The following is a 16,941-nucleotide window of genomic DNA, read 5'->3' as shown; positions in this document are numbered from 1 at the left end:
GCCTGCCATGAACCTTGCCCCGATCCGCGCGCGCTGCTGCGCCGCCCTGGCCCTGGGCGCCGCCCTGCTGGCCCTCGCGCTGCCGGCGCAGGCGCAGGCGCCGGGCGCGCCGGCCCGGCCGCTGCACAGCCTGGTCGACGTCGAAGGCATGCGCGAGAACCAGCTGATCGGCTACGGCCTGGTGGTAGGCCTGCAGGGGTCGGGCGACAGCAGCCAGATCCGCTTCTCGGGCCAGACGGTGGAGAACATGCTCAAGCAGTTCGGCGTCAAGCTGCCCGAACGCAGCAACACCAAGGCGCGCAACGTGGCGACCGTGATGGTCAGCGCGGTGTTCCCGCCGGGTTACCGCAAGGGCCAGAGCATCGACGTGACCGTGTCCTCGATGGGCGATGCCAAGAGCCTGCGCGGCGGCGTGCTGCTGCTCTCGCCCCTGCGCGGTGCGGATGGCGAGGTCTACGCGCTGGCCCAGGGCAATGTGGTGGTGGGCGGCCTCTCGGCGCAGGGCGCCAGCGGGTCCAGCGTCACCGTGAACACGCCCACCGCCGGCCGCGTGCCCAACGGCGCCACGGTGGAGCGCGAGATCGAAAGCGACTTCGACACCCGAGAGACCGTCACGCTGAGCCTCAAGCGCCCGCACTTCCAGACCGCCACCAACATCGTCGAGGCCATCAACCGCAAGTTCGGCACGCTCGCCACCACGCGCAACGCCACCAGCGTGGACGTGGTCGCCCCCGCGAACCCGACCCAGCGCGTGGCCTTCGTGGCCATGCTGCAGGCGCTGCCGGTGGCCGTGGGCACGGAAACGCCCAAGGTGGTCTTCAACTCGCGCACCGGCACCGTGGTGATCGCCGACGGCGTGCGCGTGCGGCCGGCGGCGGTGTCGCACGGCTCGCTCAAGGTGGTGATCGGCGAACAACCCCTGGTGAGCCAGCCCGCGCCTTTCGGCCGTGGCGAGACCAAGGTGGTGCCGCAATCGAGCGTGGCGGTGGAGCAGGGCAGCGGCCGCATGTTCAGCTGGCCGCCGGGCACCAGCCTCAAAGGCATCATCGACACCATCAACAGCACCGGCGCTTCGCCCGACGACATCATGGCCATCCTGCAGGCGCTGGACCAGGCCGGTGCCATCGACGGCGAACTCGTCGTCATCTGAGGCGAGCCCACCATGCAAGCCATTGGACCTTCGGCCCCCGGCGCCGGGCAGCCGGCCGACATCGACCCGGTGCTGCGCGCCAAGGCGGTCGATGCCGCGGAAAAATTCGAGGCCTTCTTCATCGCGCAGAACCTCAAGGCCATGCGCCGCTCCACGCAGGCCCTGGCGAGCGAAGACAGCCCGTTCAACAACAAGATCAACCAGGACATGCTGGACCTGGCCGACAACGTGGTGGCCGACACCATGGCCCGCCAGCGCGCCTTCGGCATCGCCGACGTGATCCTGCGCCAGCTGTTGCCCGCGCCCGCCGTGCTTAAGCAAACGCCCGCTTCGGTCGCTATCCACGAGAAGACCCCGACCGTGCGCGGGGCCGCCACACCGCCGGAGCCCTGACCCATGACCATCCACTACACCGCGCTGACCGGCGCACTCGCCGCCCAGGCCGCGCTGGCCGCGGCCAGCCACAACATCGCCAACGTGATGACGCCGGGCTTCACCCGGCAGGGCGCGCTGTTCGCGGCGGTCGGCCCGTTCAAGGGCGGTGTGGCCGCCACCGGTGGCGGCGTCTCGGTGCCCGCGCTGCTGCGCTTCAGCGACGGCTACAAGAGCATGCAGATGTGGCAGGCCAATTCCGAACTGGGCCGCTACAACACCTCGCAGCCCTACATGCGCCAGCTCGAGCAGGTGATGGGCGACGACGGCTCCAGCCTCAACAGCGGGCTGGACCTGTTCTTCAACGCCCTCAACGCCGCCAGCGTCGACCCCACCTCCGCGCCCCTGCGCCAGCAGGTGATCACCTCGGCCGAGGCGCTGGCGCAGCGCTTCAACAACCTCAACCAGGTGCTCAACAACCAGCGCGCCTCGGTCGCGCAGCAGCGCACCGCCTCGGTGGCGCAGGTGAATTCGCTGAGTGCGGAGATCGCTGACCTCAACGAGAAGATCGCGGCCACGCGCGCCACCGGCATCAACCCCTCCAGCCTGATGGACGCGCGCGACCTCAAGATCGACGCGCTGTCCAACCTGGTGGGCCTGCAGGTGGTCGAGCAGGCCGACGGCAGCGCCAGCGTGTCCCTGCGCAGCGGCGTGCCGCTGGTGGCCGGCTCCCTGGCCGCCACGCTCTCCACCGTCAACAACCCCGACGGCTCGCAGACCCTGAAACTGGCCTTCGCCAGCGAGTCCTTCACCGTCACCAGCGGCAACCTCGGCGGCCAGCTCGGTGGGCTGGACGAATTCGAGCGCACGGTGCTCAAGCCGGTGATCGATGACGTGGCCGCGCTGGCCGAAGCCATTGCCACGCGGGTGAACACCCAGATGGCCGCCGGCTTCGCCATGGACGGCACGCCGGGCACCGACCTGTTCCAGTTCGACGCCGCCTCCACCGGCCTGCTCAAGGTGGTCGACGGCCTGCTGGGCGAAGACCTGGCGTTTTCCTCGGACCCGACCAAACCCGGCAACAGCGACAACCTGCAGGCCCTCATCGGCCTGCGCGACCAGCCGCTGACGGTGCCTTCGCTGGGCACGGTGCGCCTGGGCGACATCTACACCCAGATCGTCGGGCGCCTGGGCACGCAGAACCAGCAGGCGCGCGCGGCCCACGACACCGCCAAGACGGTGCGCAACCAGGCCGAGGAAAGCTGGAAGTCCACCAGCGGTGTGAACACCGACGAGGAGGCGATCAACATCGTGCAGTACCAGCAGATGTATCAGGCCAACATGAAGGTGCTGGCCGTCTCCAACGAGCTGTTCGACACCACGCTGGCCATGTTCGGCTGAAGGAGAAGAGACCATGCGCATCGCCAGTACCCAGTACCACACCACCATGAACACCTCGCTGCAGATGGCGTCGTTCAAGGTCGAGCAACTCATGCAGCAGATGGCCACCGGCGAGCGCCTGCTGGTGCCCTCGGACGACCCCATCGCCAGCGTGCGGCTGGGCCGGCTCGCGCGCGAGCAGGCCGCGCTGGACCAGTACCGCGACAACATCGGCGCCCTGGGCGGGCGCCTGCGGCACAGCGAGGTGCTGCTCGACAGCATGAGCCGCGACATGCTGCAGATGCGCGACCTGCAGATCTGGGCCGCCGACGGCACCAACACCTCCGAAGACGTGCGGGCCATGGCCACGCAGCTCATCTCGCTGCGCGACAGCATCTTCGCCACCGCCAACACCCGCGACCAGGAAGGCCGCTACCTGTTTTCGGGCACCGCCTCGAACACGGCCTCCATCACGCACGACCCGGCCGCCGCGCCCGGCGCGCGCTACAGCTTCACCGGCAACACCGACCTGCAACAGGTGGTGGTGGGCAACGGCATCACGCAGGCGGCCAACGTGCCGCTGGACGAGATGGCCGCCTTCCTGAACCAGCTCGACCTCACCATCCAGGACTTCCAGACGCCGGGCGTCACCGTCAACGACCCGGCCGTGCGGGCCCGCCTCAAGGCCACCACGGACCTGCTCGACACCACCTTCAACAGCGTGAGCTCGCGCATCGCGCGCATCGGCGGCGCGCTCACCACGCTGGACTCGCAGGACACCTCGCTGGCCAACGTGAGCCTGTCCAACGACCACGCCGTGCTCGCGCTGGGCAAGCTCGACTACGCCGAGGCCGCCGTGCACCTTACCGGCTACACCACCGCGCTGCAGGCCACGCAGAAGGCCTACGCCAAGGTGTCGGCGCTTTCGCTGTTCAACGTGCTCTGATCGACCGCTCACCCATGCAGGTCAACACGCTCCCGGCCCTTCGATCCACGGGCGGCAACGAACGCGCCTCCGGCACCGCGCTCGCGATCGGCCGGCCGGCGGCGGGTGCCACGGCCCCGGCCGCAGCGGTGCCCGGAGCGGCCAGCGCTCGTCCCCTGCGCGCCACGACCGGCGAGGCGGCGAAATCAGCGTCCGCCTTCAGCCCCTGGGACGGCGAACGGCATGGGCAGGTGGCCGCGGCCCAGATGGCCAAGGCCTACCTCGGCCAGTTGTCCGCCGGCCTGCACACCCTCAAGTCCGGCTACAGCGAGAACCTGGCCGACCCAGCCACGGCCCACCAGCGCGAGGGCGAACTCGCCTCGGCGCGACAAGGCCTGCAGACACTCTGGCGCCAGCGCGCCGTGGCCACCAGCGCCGCCATCGACCCGCAACTGCAGTACCAGGGCCATGGCGCGGCGCGCCAGGCGTTTCGCATCCGGGGCATCGACGCGGCCGCGCTGTCGCAAGGCGCGCGCGAGGTGCTCAGCATCGGCCTGCCGTCCAACCTGGCCGGCCCGCTGACCGTGACCATCGACCCCGAACAAGGGGTGAACAGCAACCTGCGCCGGCTCGACCACGCCCTGGCCACGGCCGATGTGCGCGTGCACATCGACGACCGGGGCGAACCCGTGTTCAGCGCGCCGGAAGCCACCTGGGACAAGGTGCAGGACCGCATCACCATCAAGGGCGAGGGACACCGCTTCGCCGACGGCGTCCCCCAGCGCGTGCGCACCCACACCGAAGCACCGGCCCTGCCGGCGGCGCTGTACGAACAGGCACCGGTGGAGCCGCACGAAATTCGCGGTGCGCTGCAGCGCGTGATCCACGCGCTGGACCGCGTGGGCTTCACGCAAGCCCAGGTGGCTGGCGCGCTGGCGCTGGCCTCGGCCGAGGCCAGCGCCGCCTCGGCGGAGATCCCGGCCGAGTCGGTGGAGCGCGCGGCCCAGGCCTTCCTGGCGCGCACGCAATCGATGCGCTTCGAGACCTATGCCGATGTGGCGCCGGCTTTGGCGGGCGTGAACCGCGCGCGGGTCATGGCGTTGCTGGGGTGAAGCGGGCGCAGGCGCTAGGCGTTGGCATAGATTTTCAGCAGCTTGGTTTCCTGCGACTCAACGGCAATGTGCAGAAGCAGCGTGTTCTTCAGGTCCACGGTGGGGTGAATGGCGCAGCGCTTGCTGAACCAGAACGTTTCCTTCAGAGACTCTTTCTCATGCCAAGTGGTGACGACCAATCGGTGATCCGGTGTCGCTTCACCGGGGCAGTCGTCGATATACGCCCAGTCGACCGAATCGTCCCACCTGCTGCATTCACGACCCCACGCCATCATGTAGAGGCAGCCTGATCGGACGAGCCATGCGCTCGTGGCGTTCTGCCAATGGCTGTCCACCTCCGCATCCACGATCACAACGGCTTGAAACGGCGCGAGATGCGCGATCTCAGGATGCCTCTCCCCAGGAGGGAGCAGCAGGTAGGTCACTGGGCGTTGTGGAGGGTGGATGTCTGGAGAGGTCATCTCGATGCGTGCTTTGGGCCGATGGGCGACATGCTAGCTGGGCACCTCGCTGTCCTGATTCAGAAAAAAATCAGCCTCCGCATTTAAGGACCCGCTCGAGCAGGTCGCTCTGTGAAGGTGAGGTCGTCGATACCCGGCGCCCCAACCGATCAAGGAGTACCCACCATGTTGAGCCTGCACACCAACTACGCTTCGCTGAGCACCCAGAACGCCCTCGGCGCCACGCAGAAGACCCTGACGACCTCCATGTCCCGCCTGGGCACGGGTTTCCGCATCAACTCCGCCATGGACGATGCCGCCGGCCTGCAGATCGCCACCCGCATGAACGCCCAGTCGCGCGGCATGGCCGTGGCGATGCGCAACACGCAGAACGGCATCTCGATGATGCAGACCGCCGAAGGCGCGTTCAAGGAAATGACGAACATCGTCACCCGCATGAAGGACCTGGCCACCGAAGCCGCCAACGGTTCGGCCACCCAGGAAGACCGCGACGCCCTGCAGTCCGAATTCGACCAGCTCGGCGAAGAACTCGGCAACATCATGACGAACAGCTCGTTCGCCGGTGAAGCCCTGTTCAACAAGGCCGGCGACGGTGGCAAGCTCGGCGCCGCCGCCGTGACCTTCCAGATCGGCGCGACGACCGCCGAAACCATGGAAGTGGACGTGACCGATGCCCTGGGCGACCTGGGCACCGACCTCGACGCCGTGGTGGCTTCCTACACCGCGGGCGTGACCGCCGGCACCCCTGGCACCGAAATCGCCACCGCCGCCGCCGCCAACACCGCGATCGACGACCTGGCCGACGTGCTGGACTCCATCGGTGCCGTGCGCGCCCAGCTGGGTGCTTCGTCCAACCGCCTGGAAAGCGTCTACAACAACCTGGGCAACCAGCGCACCCAGACCGACGCCTCCAAGGGCCGCATCATGGACGTGGACTACGCCGCTGAAACGGCCAACATGACCAAGAACCAGATGCTGATGCAAGCCAGCACCTCGATGCTCAAGCAGTCGTCGAGCATGTCCCAGCTGGTCATGTCGCTGATGCAGTAAACCGGCGACTTCGGCCGCCCTCCACGGCGGCTCGAGACGACAAAGCCAGCCGGTGACTCGGCTGGCTTTTTTTCATTTCACGCGCAAGGCGCCTGAACCTGGGTGGGTGGACGGAGGCCTCCATGAACATCGATCGTGTCACCGCCGCGAGCCTCGCGCCGCAGCGCCAGCCCGCCCGGGATGGTGCGCCGCGGCCGGCCGTGGGCGAGCACATCGCCCTGCGCTACGAGGGGCGGGACGAGCATGGCGTGACGCTGCGGCGCGATCGCGGCGCCACGCTGCGCCTGCCTCCGCAAGGCGCCTGGGCCCAGGGTCTTTCGGTGGGCGACATGGTGTGGATGCGGGTGCTGGCGACCGAGCCTTCGCTCGAACTCGAGTTCGTCGCGCCCCGGCCCGGCGTGCCGGGCGCCCCCGCATCACCCGACGAACTGCCCGCGATGCGCCTGGACCAGGCGGCCCTGCGGGCCTACCAGTGGAAGCTGCCGTCGCCCACCGAACTGGCCGCCGCATGGCGCGTCATCCTCACCTCGCGCCACATGGACCTGGGCCTGCAAGGGCTGGCGCTGCTGGAGCGGCCGCCGCTGGCGCTGCCCGGCCCGCACACGGCGCCCGGTGCGCCGCCGTCGGAGCGCGGCGAACCCGGCCACTGGAGTTTTCACCTGTACGCCTGGGGCGGCCTGAGCGTGGCGCTGCGCGTGGCCGCCGCGCCGCTGTGGGAGCGCCGCAAGCCCCGGCCGCGCGAGGAGGGGCCCGCCGGCCTGGAGGTGGCCCTGACCCTGCCGCAGGCTGGCCCGATCACGGTTCAGCTGTTGTGGCTGGGCGGTGGCCTGGCCATGGCCCTGATTCCGCGACAAGCGCAGGTGCTGCCCTTGCTGCGCGAGCTGATGCCGGAGCTGGCCGCGGCCCTGGGCCGCCTGGGCGCGCCGCTGGTCAAGGTGCAACTGGGCACGCCGCTCGCGCCCTTGCCACCGGGTGGCTTGAGTTACCGGCCCGACCCCGCATCGTCGCTGTTGCTGCACGCACTGGCCGAGGTGGTGAGTGGTGTGGCGCGGCACTGGCCGGTGCCGCCGGACGCGCAGGCCTGAGGGCCGCTCAGCCGAGCGAGCCGACGATGGCCACTTCCCGCTGCTCGGGCACCTCGTTGTAGGACAGCACGTGCAGGCCCGGTGCGAACAGCCGCGCGTAGCGCGCCAGCAGGGGGCGCACCTGGGGCATCACCAGCAGCAGCGGCGTGGCCGCCATCTGCTTCATCTGCTCGCGCGCGATGGGCATGTGGGACTGCAGCTGGTTAAGCAGGTTGGGGTCGATCGGGAAGTTGTCCAGCGCGACCTTGCCGGCGCTGCGCGCCTGGTTGAGCGCCCCCAGCAGCAGGTTCTCCAGCTCGCCGCCCATGTTGAAGGCCTTGATCTCGCCGGTCTGGCCGCACAGCGCGCCGACGATCTGGCGGCGCAGCGTGCAGCGCACCTCGGCGGCCAGCAGCAGCGGGTCCTTGGTCTGCTCCGCGTTCTCCAGCAGGGTGGTGGCCACGGGCACGATGTCCTTGAGCGAGACGTTCTCGGCCAGCAGCGTGCGGAACACCTTGAGCAGCATGCTGTGGGTGAAGGCCTTGTCCAGCGCGGCCGACAGCTTGGGCGCGAGCGAGGCCAGGCGCTCCATCAGCGCGTTGACGTCGTCGTGCTGGAACAGCTCGCCGAGGTTCTCGCGCATCAGCTTGGTCACGTGCGTGGCGATCACCGTGGGCACGTCCACCACCTGGTAGCCCATGCCCAGGGCGTGCGCCTTCTGCGCCGGCTCGATCCAGATCACCGGCATGCGAAAGGAGGGATCGGCGCCGGGGATGCCGTCGATGTCGCCGTACACCTGGGGCCCCGGGATGGCCATGAGCCGGTCGGCGAACACCTCGGCCTGCGCCAGCACCGTGCCGTGCATGAGCACCGAGTAGAAGTTGGGCTTGAGGCCGAGGTCGTCGCGCGCGCCGATGGGCGGCAGCACCACGCCCATGCCTTCGCTCAGGGTCTGTCGCACGCCCTTGAGGCGCTTGGCGAGCACGGCGCCTTGCCCGGGGTCGATCAGGCCCACCAGCTTGTAGCCCACCGACACGGCCACCGGCTCCACCACCGGCAGGCTCTTCCAGTCGATCTCGGGCTGGCTCTCGGTCAGCAGGGCCACCTGCACCTGGGCGGTGGGGTCCGGCGGGGCCACCACCACGCGCGACCCCATGCGCCACGCCACGTAGCCGAGCACGCCGGCGAAGGCGAAGAAGATGAAGGTGGGCATGCCCGGGATGGCGCCCAGCAGGGCCATCAGACCGGCCGCGCCGTACAGCACGCCGGGCGAGGCCAGCAGCTGGCCGGTGATCTGCTTTTCGATGTCGCCCGACTCGCTGGCGCGGGTGACGATGATGGCGGCCGCGGCGGAGAGCAGCAGCGCCGGGATCTGCGCGACCAGGCCGTCGCCGATGGTCAGCAGCGCGAACAGCTTGAACGACTCGCCCAGCGAGAGGCCGTGCATGAAGCTGCCGATGAGCACGCCGCCGATGAGGTTGATCAGCAGGATCAGGATGCCGGCGATGGCGTCGCCCTTGACGAACTTGGAGGCGCCGTCCATGGCGCCGTAGAAGTCGGCCTCGCCGGCCACTTCCTTGCGGCGCGCCTGCGCGCCTTCCTGGTTGATGAGGCCGGCGTTGAGGTCGGCGTCGATCGCCATCTGCTTGCCGGGCAGGGCGTCCAGCGTGAAGCGCGCCGACACCTCCGAGATGCGCTCGGCGCCCTTGGTGACCACCAGGAAGTTGATGATCATCAGGATCACGAACACCACCAGGCCGACCACGAAGTTGCCGCCGATCACCACGTGGCCGAAGGCCTCGACCACCTTGCCGGCCGCGTCCGTGCCCTGGTGGCCGTTGAGCAGCACCACCCGCGTCGAGGCCACGTTGAGCATCAGGCGCAACAGCGTGGCGCCCAGGATGACGGTGGGGAAGATGGAGAAGTCCAGCGGCCGGCGGCTGTTGACCGCGACCAGGATCACGATCAGCGAGAGCACGATGTTGAACGTGAACAGCACGTCCAGCAGCAGCGGTGGCAACGGCAGGATCACCATCGTCAGCATCGCCAGCAGGAAGAGCGGCGCGGCGTAGCGCATGCGCTGCAGATCGGACCAGAGTGACTTGAGGACGTTCATGGCGGGCTTGGTGTCAGGTCAGGTGGGCGGGGACGTGGAGGTCGGCGGGCAGCGCGGGCTGCGCCTTGCGGCCGCCTTCGCGGTAGGCGCGCAGCTGGAGCACATAGCGCAGCACGAGCGCCACGGCCTGGTACAGCGCGGCCGGGATCTGCTGCTTGACCTGGCTGGTGTTGTAGATGGCGCGCGCCAGCGGCGGCAGTTCCAGCACCTCCACCTTGTGCTCGGTGGCCAGGGCGCGGATGTAGAGCGCGAGCTCGTCCACGCCCTTGGCGATCACATAGGGCGCTTCGGCCTTCTGCGTGTCGTACTTCAGGGCCACCGCGTAGTGCGTGGGGTTGACGATCACCACGTCGGCGGTGGGCACGATCTTGCGCACGCTGCGCTTGGCGATCTGCTGCTGCAGCTGGCGGATGCGCTGGCGCACCTCGGGCCGGCCTTCGCTGGTCTTGTGCTCTTCCTTCAGGTCGCGCTTGCTCATGCGCTGTTCGCGCAGGAAGACGAAGCGCTGCAGCGGCAGGTCGATCAGTGCGAACACCACGAACACGCTGCACAGGGTGAAGATGCCGGTGATCGCCAGGCCCATGGCCTGCGCCAGCGCCTCGTGCAGCGGCAGGCCCTGCAGCCGCAGGAAGGCCGGGCGCGTGGAACTCGCGGTGTGCCAGAGCACGCCACCCAGGCAGGCCGCCTTGGCGGCGGTGGTGGCCCAGTCGATCAGGTGCTTGGGCTTGGTGATGCGGCTGAAGTAGCTCAGCGGGTTCAGCCGTCCCAGCTTGGGCATGAACTGGTCGGTGCTGAGCACCCAGCCGCTGGGGAACAGCGTGAACGCGGCCACGATGATGGGGATGAGCGCCAGGGGCAGCACCATCTTGCCCACCAGCAGGATCGCCGGCTTGAAGGCGTTGGACCACATGTTGTCCAGCGCGGCCTCGCCGTCGAGCATCACGAAGCCCAGGCCGAACAGGTGCTTGAAATCCGCCAGGTACGAGGGCGCCATGATGACGATGAGCTGCAGGCTGCAGACCAGGCCCACGGCGGTGGCCACGTCCTTGGAGCGGGCGACCTGGCCCTTCTCGCGCGCCTTGCGCAGCTTCTGCGCGCTGGCGTCTTCGGTCTTTTCCCCGGTGTCCTGCTCGGCCATGGCTTACCTCGCCACCATCATCTGTTCGAGCATGCCCAGCACGCGCGAGGTCAGGCGAACGTACTGCTCGGGGATGTAGCGCACCAGGCCGGAGAGCATGAACAGGCCGAACACGATGATCAGCGAGAAACCGAGCGAGAACAGGTTGAAGGCTGGCGCGATGCGGTTGAGCAGGCCGAAGCCGATCTGCACCACCAGCGCCGAGAAGATCACCGGCAGGGCCAGCAGCAGGGCGGCCGAGAAGACCCAGGCCACCTGCAGCGGCAGCATCTCCAGCGCCACCTGCGGGATGCCGCCGCCCACCGGCCAGGACTTGAAGCTCGACCCCATCACGCCATTGAAGACCAGGTGGCCTTCGACGGCGAAGAACACCAGGATGCTCATGACGTAGAGCAGGGTGGAGACCACGTCGGAGGACACGCCGCTCATGGGGTCGTTCATGACCGCCATGGACAGGCCCATCTGCGACGAGGCCATGAAGCCCAGCAGGGTGAAGACCGCCATGATGAGCTGGAAACACAGGCCGATGATCAGGCCGATCACCACCTGCTCGATGGTGGTGACGATGCCGAGCAGGGAGAAGGGGGTGATCGGCACTGGGGGCTGCGCCACCGGCAGCAGCACCACGGCCAGCGCCAGCGCCAGCAGCACGCGCACGGTGATCGGCACCATGTTCTCGCCCACCACCGGCATGAAGGACAGCATGGCCAGCAGCCGCACGAAAGGCCACCACATCGCCAGCAGCGTGGCCAGCAGTTGACCGAAGACCGGCTCCATGGGGCTCACGTCAGATCGCCAGCTGCGCGGCGCGTTCGAAGATGGCGATGCAGTAGTCCATGAGCTTGCCCGCCAGCCACTGCCCCATGAAGATGATGGCCAGCAGCGTCACGATCAGGCGGGGCAGGAAGCTCAGCGTCTGCTCGTTGATCTGCGTGGCGGCCTGGAACAGGCTCACCACCACGCCCACGACCAGGCTGGGGCCGATGAGCAGCGTGACCAGCACCACCACCAGCTTCAGGCACTCGGCGACCAGTTCGACGGCGATTTCGGGGGTCACGACGAAGTCCCTTCAGATGGCGCGCACGCTGGTCACCAGCGTGTTGACCGTCAGCGTCCAGCCGTCCACCAGCACGAACAGCAGCAGCTTGAGCGGCAGGGAGATCACCAGCGGGGACAGCATCATCATGCCCATGGCCATCAGCACGGACGAGACCACCAGGTCGATGACCAGGAAGGGGATGAACAGCATGCAGCCGATCATGAAAGCCGTCTTGAGCTCGCTGAGCACGAAGGCGGCGAGCTTGACGGTGAAGGGGTGCAGCGCGGGGTCGGTGACGGCCGGCGCGCCGGCCAGGGTGGCGATCTGTTCGAGCGCGGGCTTGCTGGTCTGCGCGAGCATGAAGCGCGAGAGCGGCGCCTCGGCGTTCTTCAGCGCCTGGGCCAGGGTGATCCTGCCCTCGTCGTAGGGCTGCAGGGCATCGGTCCAGATGCGCTCGCCCACCGGCCGCATCACCAGCAGGGTGAGGATGAGCGCGATGCCGGTGATGATGCGGTTGGGCAGGCCCTGCTGCAGGCCCAGCGCCTGGCGCAGCAGCGAGAGCACGATGACGAAGCGGGTGAAGCTGGTCATCATGAGCATCATGGCCGGGAGCAGACCCAGCAGCGTCATGATGATCAGGATCTGCGTGCGAACCGTGTAGTCGGTGGTGCCGCCGCTGGTGTTGCTGCTGAAGATCTGCAGCCCTTGACTCCCCGCCTGCGCCAGCGCATCGGTGGGCGCCAGCCCCGTGAGCGCGGCCAGCGTGACGGCGCCCAGGAGCAGGGCGCCGGGTCGAAGGGCGCGTGGCGTCATGCGGCCAGGCTGTCCAGGTTCAGGTCGGAGATCTCGACCACTTTCAGGCCGTAGTTTTCGCCGGAGATCACCACCACGGCCTTGCCGATGGACACGCCATTGACCTTGATGGTCAGCGGCTCGCCAGCCAGCGCATCGAGTTCGACCACGCTGTCGGTGCTCAGGTGCGCCAGGTCTTCCAGCGACACCCGGGTCGAACCCAGCTCCAGCGTGAGCGTGACCGGGATCTTGCGCATGAGGCTGCCCATGCCCAGCCGGGGCGCCGGGGCCTCGAAAGCCACCGGTTCCGCCGCGGGTTTCTCGGCCGGGCCGTCCATGTAGGACAGCAGTTCGTCGATGCCGCCGGCGGCGTCGGCTGGGAGGGGCGCGGTGAGGTTTTCCATGGCGGTTCAGACTTCTTGGAGGGAGGTTAGACAGAGCTTGCCGCCGTGCTCGACCACGCTGGCCTTGAGCACCGGGCTGTCCTGGATGCGCACGGTGGCCAGGCCGAGGTCGACCGGCAGCACGCTGCCAGGCCGCAGCGCCATTACGTCGCCCAGCGACAGCGGCTTCTCCAGCAACCGCACGTCGAGCAGCATGGGCAGCTGCCGGCGCAGGGTGGTCGGGTCGATGGGTTTTTTCGCGGGCTTGCGCCGGGGTGGCGCCAGGGCGCGCAGCAGGGCGTCCAGGGCGCTGTCTTCCAGCACCCAGTTCAGCCGGCCCATGGGGCGGCCCTGCGCGTCGAGCAGGTCGCAGCCCAGGAACAGGGCCTGGGCATCGGTGGGGCCGCCGAAGCCATGGCGCTCGGTGTCGAGCACGGCCGGTGCGGTGTCCGTGGCGGCGCGCTCCTGCAAGCCGCTGAGCAGGCGCGCCGAGAGGCACTGCACGAGGCGCTTGCCCACCTGCGCGGCGAGCCGCTGTTCGGTGGCGGTCTCCGAGCGCTGCAGCATTTCCTGATCCAGCTGGCTCCAGTTGCTCATGCCCAGGCGGCGGGCCAGCAGCGCGAGCGCGGCCTGGCGATCGATGGAGAAACCCAGGCGGCCGGCGGCCGTGTCGAACAGGAACCAGCGCAGGGGCCTGTGCGGATGGACCCGGCGCGAATGCTCGATGCGCCCCAGCTGGAAGCCCGGTGCGGTGCGGGTGGCGAAGAGGCTTTCCACGGCGGCCGCCAGGTCGGCGTGGAGGACCTGGCAAAAACGGTCGAGCACGTGAACGGGGCGGCCCAGCTCGCAGGTGTCGATCACCGTCATGAGCGCCCCGCGGGCGGGCCCGATGATCTTCGTGGTCGCGGGCATGCGGCTCAGATCGGCAGCTTGATGAGGTCGTCCAGGCCCGAAACGACCTTGTTGCGCACCTGCATCATCATTTGAAAGTTGAGCGAGGCTTCCTGGCTCTTGAGCATGGCGCCCACCAGGTTGTCGCTCTGGCCCGTCTCGACCGCGCTCACCATGGCCTGGGCCTCGTGGCCCTTGTCGTCCACCGAGCGGATCAGGCCGCCGATGTGGTCGGTGAACGAGCGGGCGCCCTGGCCCCCGCCGAGCGGCAACGCCTCGGCGATGTGCGACTCACTGGCCTTGATCTGCGCAAGGCTGCTCTGGATGTTCAAAAGCATGGAGCTGTTCATGGGCGCGGTGGCGTAAGGGCTTGGGGTGAAGAAAGTATCGAGGGGCGAGGGCGCGGCCGACCCAGGTCAACAGGCTGAAAACCCGGCGTTGAAGCCTCCTGCGGCGCCAGCGACGGCGCGTTTTCCGCGGGGAATGAGGCGAAAGGTATGCACCGCGACCGCACGGCGGATGAAGGCGCTTTCTTTCCTCAAGACGCCCGAAGCGGCGCCGATAGTTGGCGGATCAACTTCTGAATATCGGCGCTGACGGCGCTGCATCCACCGGCCGACTCTGGCCATCAACCCCGAGAAAAACGTGAATTTCATCCAGTCTTTGAAGGTCGGCCCTCGCCTGATCGCCGCCTTTCTCGTCATCTGCACCATCTGCGCCCTGGTGGGCGGCATCGGCATCCTCAACATGTCGAAGATCAACGACGAGGCCACCAAGATGTACACCCTTGAGCTGATGGGCCTCTCCCACATCAAGGAAGCCAACATCAACCTGATCTATGCCGGGCGCGCCCGCTCCAACTTCATGCTGGCCACCACCGAGGAAGAGCGCGCGGCCCACAAGGCGACCCTGGAAAAGAGCCTGACCGCCGCCGACGAGTTGCTGGACAAGGCCGCGCCCCTGTTCTATTCGCCCAAGGCCAAGGACATGTTTGCCGAGGCCGAAGCCTCGCTGGCCGCCTACCGCCAGCACCTGAACACCGCGCTCAGCCTGGCCGCGCAGGACGCCCTGCTGTCCACCCGCAGCGAGGCGTTGACCAAGGCGCTGGACGACGCCCGCATCGAGTCCACCAAGGTGGACAACCTGTTCACCGAACTCTCCCGCATGAAGGAAGGCGCGGCCAGCAAGGCCAACGACCTGACGGACCAGCTTTACGCAACGAGCCTGACGATGATGCTGGCCCTCATCGCCGCCGCCGTGGGCATCGGCATGGTGCTGGGCCTGGTGATCAGCCGCTCCATCACGCGGCCGCTGAACGAGGCCGTCCGCGTGGCCGAGACCGTGGCCGCCGGCGACCTGACCTCGCGCATCGAAGTCACCAGCACCGACGAAACCGGGCAACTGCTGAACGCGCTCAAGGCCATGAACACCAGCCTGCTCAACATCGTGAGCAACGTGCGCTCCAGCTCCGAGTCGATCGCCACCGGCAGCTCGCAGATCGCGATCGGCAACAACGACCTGAGCCAGCGCACCGAAGAACAGGCGAGCAACCTCGAACAGACCGCAGCCTCGATGGAAGAACTCACCTCCACGGTGCGCCAGAACTCGGAGACCGCGCGCCAGGCCAACCAGCTGGCCACGACCGCCAGCGAGGCGGCCGTGCAGGGCGGCGACGTGGTGGGGCAGGTGGTGGGCACCATGCAGGACATCACCGAGAGTTCCAGGAAGATCGCCGACATCATCGGCGTGATCGACGGCATCGCGTTCCAGACCAACATCCTGGCGCTGAACGCCGCGGTGGAAGCGGCGCGCGCCGGTGAGCAGGGCCGGGGTTTCGCGGTGGTGGCTGGCGAGGTGCGCAACCTGGCGCAGCGCAGCGCGGGCGCGGCCAAGGAAATCAAGCTCCTGATCAACGAGAGCGTGGAGAAGGTGGAAGCCGGCTCGCGGCTGGCCGACGACGCGGGCCGCAACATGGAGAACATCGTCTCGCAGGTCAAGCGCGTGACGGACATGATCACCGAGATCAGCGCGGCCGGCGTGGAGCAGTCGCAGGGCATCAGCCAGGTCAGCGACGCGGTGAACCAGCTCGATCAGGTCACGCAGCAGAACGCCGCCCTGGTGGAAGAAAGCGCCGCCGCGGCCGACAGCCTCAAGAGCCAGGCCAGCCGGCTGGCGGAGATCGTCGCGGTGTTCAAGGTCTGAGGCCCGCTAAGTGGTTGATGGATAACGACTTTTAAGAAATCCTCGCGGGAGCGCCGGCCCCGCCAACCCCGCGTTGGCGGGGCCGGCGTTTTTCAACCTGCCACAATTGGCCATTGGGCCTCGATGGTGAAATTGGTAAACACAGGGGACTTAAAATCCCCCGTCGCGAGACTTAGCGGTTCGAGTCCGCTTCGAGGCACCACCTCTAGGTTTTTTGCGGTTTCGCCGCTACAGTGAGTTTTCCATGACCCGATACAACGCGCCCTTCGAGATCCACGTGCACGGCGACGTGCCGTTGCGCGAGGATGTGGCCTACGGCCAGATCCAGGATGCGCTCAAACCCTTGTGGCAGTACGCGGGCGCCCGCTCGCTGGCGGCGGCGGCCGAGAGCAGCTACGAAGACGAGCCGGGCATCCGTTTCGACGCCGAGGCCCATGTGCTGCAGATCTGCTGGACGGTGCCGGGCGACGAGGATTTCCGCCAGGTGATCGAGGAGGCCTGCATGGGCCTGAACGACATCGCGTCGGCCGGGGCACCGCTGGAAGTGTCGTTCTACGACGCCGAGTACGACGAAGAAGAGGGTGCGCCCGACGAGGAAGCGCGCGACGACTTCCTGATGTGCTTCGTGGGCCCCACGCCGGCCGCCATCATGCAGGTGCAACGCGACCTGCTGGTGCAGGACGTGCTGCACGTCATGGAGCGCCACTTCGACCAGGCCGAACTGGGCGACGTCGTGGGCGCGATCGACAAGCTCTTCAACCAGCGCTTCGAGTCGCTGGTGAATTCGATGCAGCTGGGCAAACCGCCGCGCGGCCATGGCGGCCCCTCGCACGGTGGCCCGCGCAAGCCGCGCCACCTGCACTGAC

General features: G+C 68.1%; 19 protein-coding genes and 1 tRNA gene. 10 read left to right on the top strand and 10 right to left on the bottom strand.

Going from position 1 to position 16,941, the window contains the following annotated elements:
- The first annotated feature begins 7 nt into the window (after nucleotides 1-7).
- The 5 genes from AC1Q9M_RS09275 to AC1Q9M_RS09255 are packed head-to-tail and all read left to right on the top strand — an operon-like array spanning nucleotide 8 to nucleotide 4,939.
- Nucleotides 8-1,150: a flagellar basal body P-ring protein FlgI gene (locus AC1Q9M_RS09275; RefSeq protein WP_444686766.1), complete on the top strand. Its 1,143-nt coding sequence runs from the start codon at nucleotides 8-10 to the stop codon at nucleotides 1,148-1,150.
- 12 nt (nucleotides 1,151-1,162) lie between these two features.
- Nucleotides 1,163-1,543, top strand: coding sequence for a rod-binding protein (locus tag AC1Q9M_RS09270; RefSeq protein WP_492433456.1), 381 nt, complete (start codon nucleotides 1,163-1,165; stop codon nucleotides 1,541-1,543).
- Nucleotides 1,544-1,546: 3 nt separating this feature from the next.
- Nucleotides 1,547-2,923, top strand: coding sequence for a flagellar hook-associated protein FlgK (gene flgK, locus AC1Q9M_RS09265; protein WP_492433454.1), 1,377 nt, complete (start codon nucleotides 1,547-1,549; stop codon nucleotides 2,921-2,923).
- Between the two features lie 13 nt (nucleotides 2,924-2,936).
- Entirely contained in the window at nucleotides 2,937-3,848 is a 912-nt protein-coding gene (flgL, locus tag AC1Q9M_RS09260; protein WP_492433452.1) for a flagellar hook-associated protein FlgL, read from the top strand.
- 14 nt (nucleotides 3,849-3,862) lie between these two features.
- Complete coding sequence (locus AC1Q9M_RS09255) at nucleotides 3,863-4,939, top strand: hypothetical protein (RefSeq protein ID WP_492433450.1); 1,077 nt, start codon at nucleotides 3,863-3,865, stop codon at nucleotides 4,937-4,939.
- 14 nt (nucleotides 4,940-4,953) lie between these two features.
- Here the strand turns inward: AC1Q9M_RS09255 and AC1Q9M_RS09250 are convergent, their stop codons facing one another.
- Nucleotides 4,954-5,364 carry a DUF7684 family protein gene (locus tag AC1Q9M_RS09250; RefSeq protein ID WP_492433448.1) on the bottom strand — a complete coding sequence of 137 codons (411 nt, stop codon included), beginning with the start codon at nucleotides 5,362-5,364 and terminating at the stop codon, nucleotides 4,954-4,956.
- A 201-nt stretch (nucleotides 5,365-5,565) separates the two neighbouring features.
- Between AC1Q9M_RS09250 and AC1Q9M_RS09245 the strand changes: the two genes are divergently transcribed.
- Complete coding sequence (locus AC1Q9M_RS09245) at nucleotides 5,566-6,450, top strand: flagellin N-terminal helical domain-containing protein (RefSeq protein ID WP_444686761.1); 885 nt, start codon at nucleotides 5,566-5,568, stop codon at nucleotides 6,448-6,450.
- A gap of 122 nt (nucleotides 6,451-6,572) precedes the next feature.
- The gene (locus AC1Q9M_RS09240; RefSeq protein ID WP_382325322.1) at nucleotides 6,573-7,535 is read left to right on the top strand and encodes a hypothetical protein; all 963 of its coding nucleotides are present in this window, start codon (nucleotides 6,573-6,575) and stop codon (nucleotides 7,533-7,535) included.
- Between the two features lie 7 nt (nucleotides 7,536-7,542).
- Here the strand turns inward: AC1Q9M_RS09240 and AC1Q9M_RS09235 are convergent, their stop codons facing one another.
- The 9 genes from AC1Q9M_RS09235 to AC1Q9M_RS09195 form a co-directional block, all read right to left on the bottom strand.
- Nucleotides 7,543-9,630, bottom strand: coding sequence for a flagellar biosynthesis protein FlhA (locus AC1Q9M_RS09235; RefSeq protein ID WP_492433445.1), 2,088 nt, complete (start codon nucleotides 9,628-9,630; stop codon nucleotides 7,543-7,545).
- A gap of 13 nt (nucleotides 9,631-9,643) precedes the next feature.
- Nucleotides 9,644-10,768, bottom strand: coding sequence for an EscU/YscU/HrcU family type III secretion system export apparatus switch protein (locus AC1Q9M_RS09230; protein WP_492433443.1), 1,125 nt, complete (start codon nucleotides 10,766-10,768; stop codon nucleotides 9,644-9,646).
- Nucleotides 10,769-10,771: 3 nt separating this feature from the next.
- The gene (gene fliR / locus AC1Q9M_RS09225; protein ID WP_444686757.1) at nucleotides 10,772-11,545 is read right to left on the bottom strand and encodes a flagellar biosynthetic protein FliR; all 774 of its coding nucleotides are present in this window, start codon (nucleotides 11,543-11,545) and stop codon (nucleotides 10,772-10,774) included.
- A 10-nt stretch (nucleotides 11,546-11,555) separates the two neighbouring features.
- Nucleotides 11,556-11,825 (bottom strand): flagellar biosynthesis protein FliQ, encoded by a 270-nt coding sequence (gene fliQ, locus AC1Q9M_RS09220; RefSeq protein WP_382325318.1) that lies wholly within the window; start codon nucleotides 11,823-11,825, stop codon nucleotides 11,556-11,558.
- Nucleotides 11,826-11,837: 12 nt separating this feature from the next.
- Nucleotides 11,838-12,620 (bottom strand): flagellar type III secretion system pore protein FliP, encoded by a 783-nt coding sequence (fliP, locus tag AC1Q9M_RS09215; RefSeq protein ID WP_382325316.1) that lies wholly within the window; start codon nucleotides 12,618-12,620, stop codon nucleotides 11,838-11,840.
- On the bottom strand, nucleotides 12,617-13,003 hold the full coding sequence (locus tag AC1Q9M_RS09210; protein WP_382325314.1) for a FliM/FliN family flagellar motor switch protein: 387 nt from the start codon (nucleotides 13,001-13,003) through the stop codon (nucleotides 12,617-12,619). Before AC1Q9M_RS09210 ends, fliP begins: the two co-directional genes overlap by 4 nt.
- 6 nt (nucleotides 13,004-13,009) lie before the next feature.
- Nucleotides 13,010-13,894, bottom strand: a complete 885-nt coding sequence (locus tag AC1Q9M_RS09205; protein ID WP_444686756.1) for a FliM/FliN family flagellar motor C-terminal domain-containing protein — start codon at nucleotides 13,892-13,894, stop codon at nucleotides 13,010-13,012.
- Between the two features lie 5 nt (nucleotides 13,895-13,899).
- Entirely contained in the window at nucleotides 13,900-14,223 is a 324-nt protein-coding gene (fliE, locus tag AC1Q9M_RS09200; protein WP_291112553.1) for a flagellar hook-basal body complex protein FliE, read from the bottom strand.
- 66 nt (nucleotides 14,224-14,289) lie between these two features.
- Nucleotides 14,290-14,529 (bottom strand): hypothetical protein, encoded by a 240-nt coding sequence (locus AC1Q9M_RS09195; protein ID WP_382157231.1) that lies wholly within the window; start codon nucleotides 14,527-14,529, stop codon nucleotides 14,290-14,292.
- Between AC1Q9M_RS09195 and AC1Q9M_RS09190 the strand changes: the two genes are divergently transcribed.
- From AC1Q9M_RS09190 to AC1Q9M_RS09180, 3 genes are all read left to right on the top strand, one after another.
- The gene (locus tag AC1Q9M_RS09190) at nucleotides 14,519-16,075 is read left to right on the top strand and encodes a methyl-accepting chemotaxis protein (RefSeq protein WP_382325309.1); all 1,557 of its coding nucleotides are present in this window, start codon (nucleotides 14,519-14,521) and stop codon (nucleotides 16,073-16,075) included. The two genes, AC1Q9M_RS09195 and AC1Q9M_RS09190, sit on opposite strands and share 11 nt — an antisense overlap.
- 117 nt (nucleotides 16,076-16,192) lie before the next feature.
- Nucleotides 16,193-16,277: transfer RNA gene (locus AC1Q9M_RS09185), tRNA-Leu, on the top strand.
- Between the two features lie 42 nt (nucleotides 16,278-16,319).
- Nucleotides 16,320-16,940, top strand: a complete 621-nt coding sequence (locus tag AC1Q9M_RS09180) for a DUF6806 family protein (protein WP_382157245.1) — start codon at nucleotides 16,320-16,322, stop codon at nucleotides 16,938-16,940.
- The last annotated feature ends 1 nt before the right edge of the window (nucleotide 16,941 follow it).

Source organism: Hydrogenophaga sp. GW823-FHT04C09 (genome assembly GCF_058796355.1).
The sequence above is the reverse complement of the archived record's forward strand: the minus strand, read 5'-3'. Positions and strand labels throughout refer to the sequence as shown.

Coding starts and splice junctions, on each gene's coding strand:
- fliE (WP_291112553.1), bottom strand. CDS start 14,223: ATGAACAGCTCCATGCTTTTGAACATCCAGAGCAGCCTTGCGCAGATC.
- AC1Q9M_RS09180 (WP_382157245.1), top strand. CDS start 16,320: ATGACCCGATACAACGCGCCCTTCGAGATCCACGTGCACGGCGACGTG.
- flgL (WP_492433452.1), top strand. CDS start 2,937: ATGCGCATCGCCAGTACCCAGTACCACACCACCATGAACACCTCGCTG.
- AC1Q9M_RS09210 (WP_382325314.1), bottom strand. CDS start 13,003: ATGGAAAACCTCACCGCGCCCCTCCCAGCCGACGCCGCCGGCGGCATC.
- AC1Q9M_RS09240 (WP_382325322.1), top strand. CDS start 6,573: ATGAACATCGATCGTGTCACCGCCGCGAGCCTCGCGCCGCAGCGCCAG.
- AC1Q9M_RS09230 (WP_492433443.1), bottom strand. CDS start 10,768: ATGGCCGAGCAGGACACCGGGGAAAAGACCGAAGACGCCAGCGCGCAG.
- AC1Q9M_RS09235 (WP_492433445.1), bottom strand. CDS start 9,630: ATGAACGTCCTCAAGTCACTCTGGTCCGATCTGCAGCGCATGCGCTAC.
- AC1Q9M_RS09270 (WP_492433456.1), top strand. CDS start 1,163: ATGCAAGCCATTGGACCTTCGGCCCCCGGCGCCGGGCAGCCGGCCGAC.
- fliR (WP_444686757.1), bottom strand. CDS start 11,545: ATGGAGCCGGTCTTCGGTCAACTGCTGGCCACGCTGCTGGCGATGTGG.
- flgK (WP_492433454.1), top strand. CDS start 1,547: ATGACCATCCACTACACCGCGCTGACCGGCGCACTCGCCGCCCAGGCC.
- AC1Q9M_RS09245 (WP_444686761.1), top strand. CDS start 5,566: ATGTTGAGCCTGCACACCAACTACGCTTCGCTGAGCACCCAGAACGCC.
- AC1Q9M_RS09195 (WP_382157231.1), bottom strand. CDS start 14,529: ATGAAATTCACGTTTTTCTCGGGGTTGATGGCCAGAGTCGGCCGGTGG.
- AC1Q9M_RS09255 (WP_492433450.1), top strand. CDS start 3,863: ATGCAGGTCAACACGCTCCCGGCCCTTCGATCCACGGGCGGCAACGAA.
- fliP (WP_382325316.1), bottom strand. CDS start 12,620: ATGACGCCACGCGCCCTTCGACCCGGCGCCCTGCTCCTGGGCGCCGTC.
- AC1Q9M_RS09275 (WP_444686766.1), top strand. CDS start 8: ATGAACCTTGCCCCGATCCGCGCGCGCTGCTGCGCCGCCCTGGCCCTG.
- AC1Q9M_RS09205 (WP_444686756.1), bottom strand. CDS start 13,894: ATGCCCGCGACCACGAAGATCATCGGGCCCGCCCGCGGGGCGCTCATG.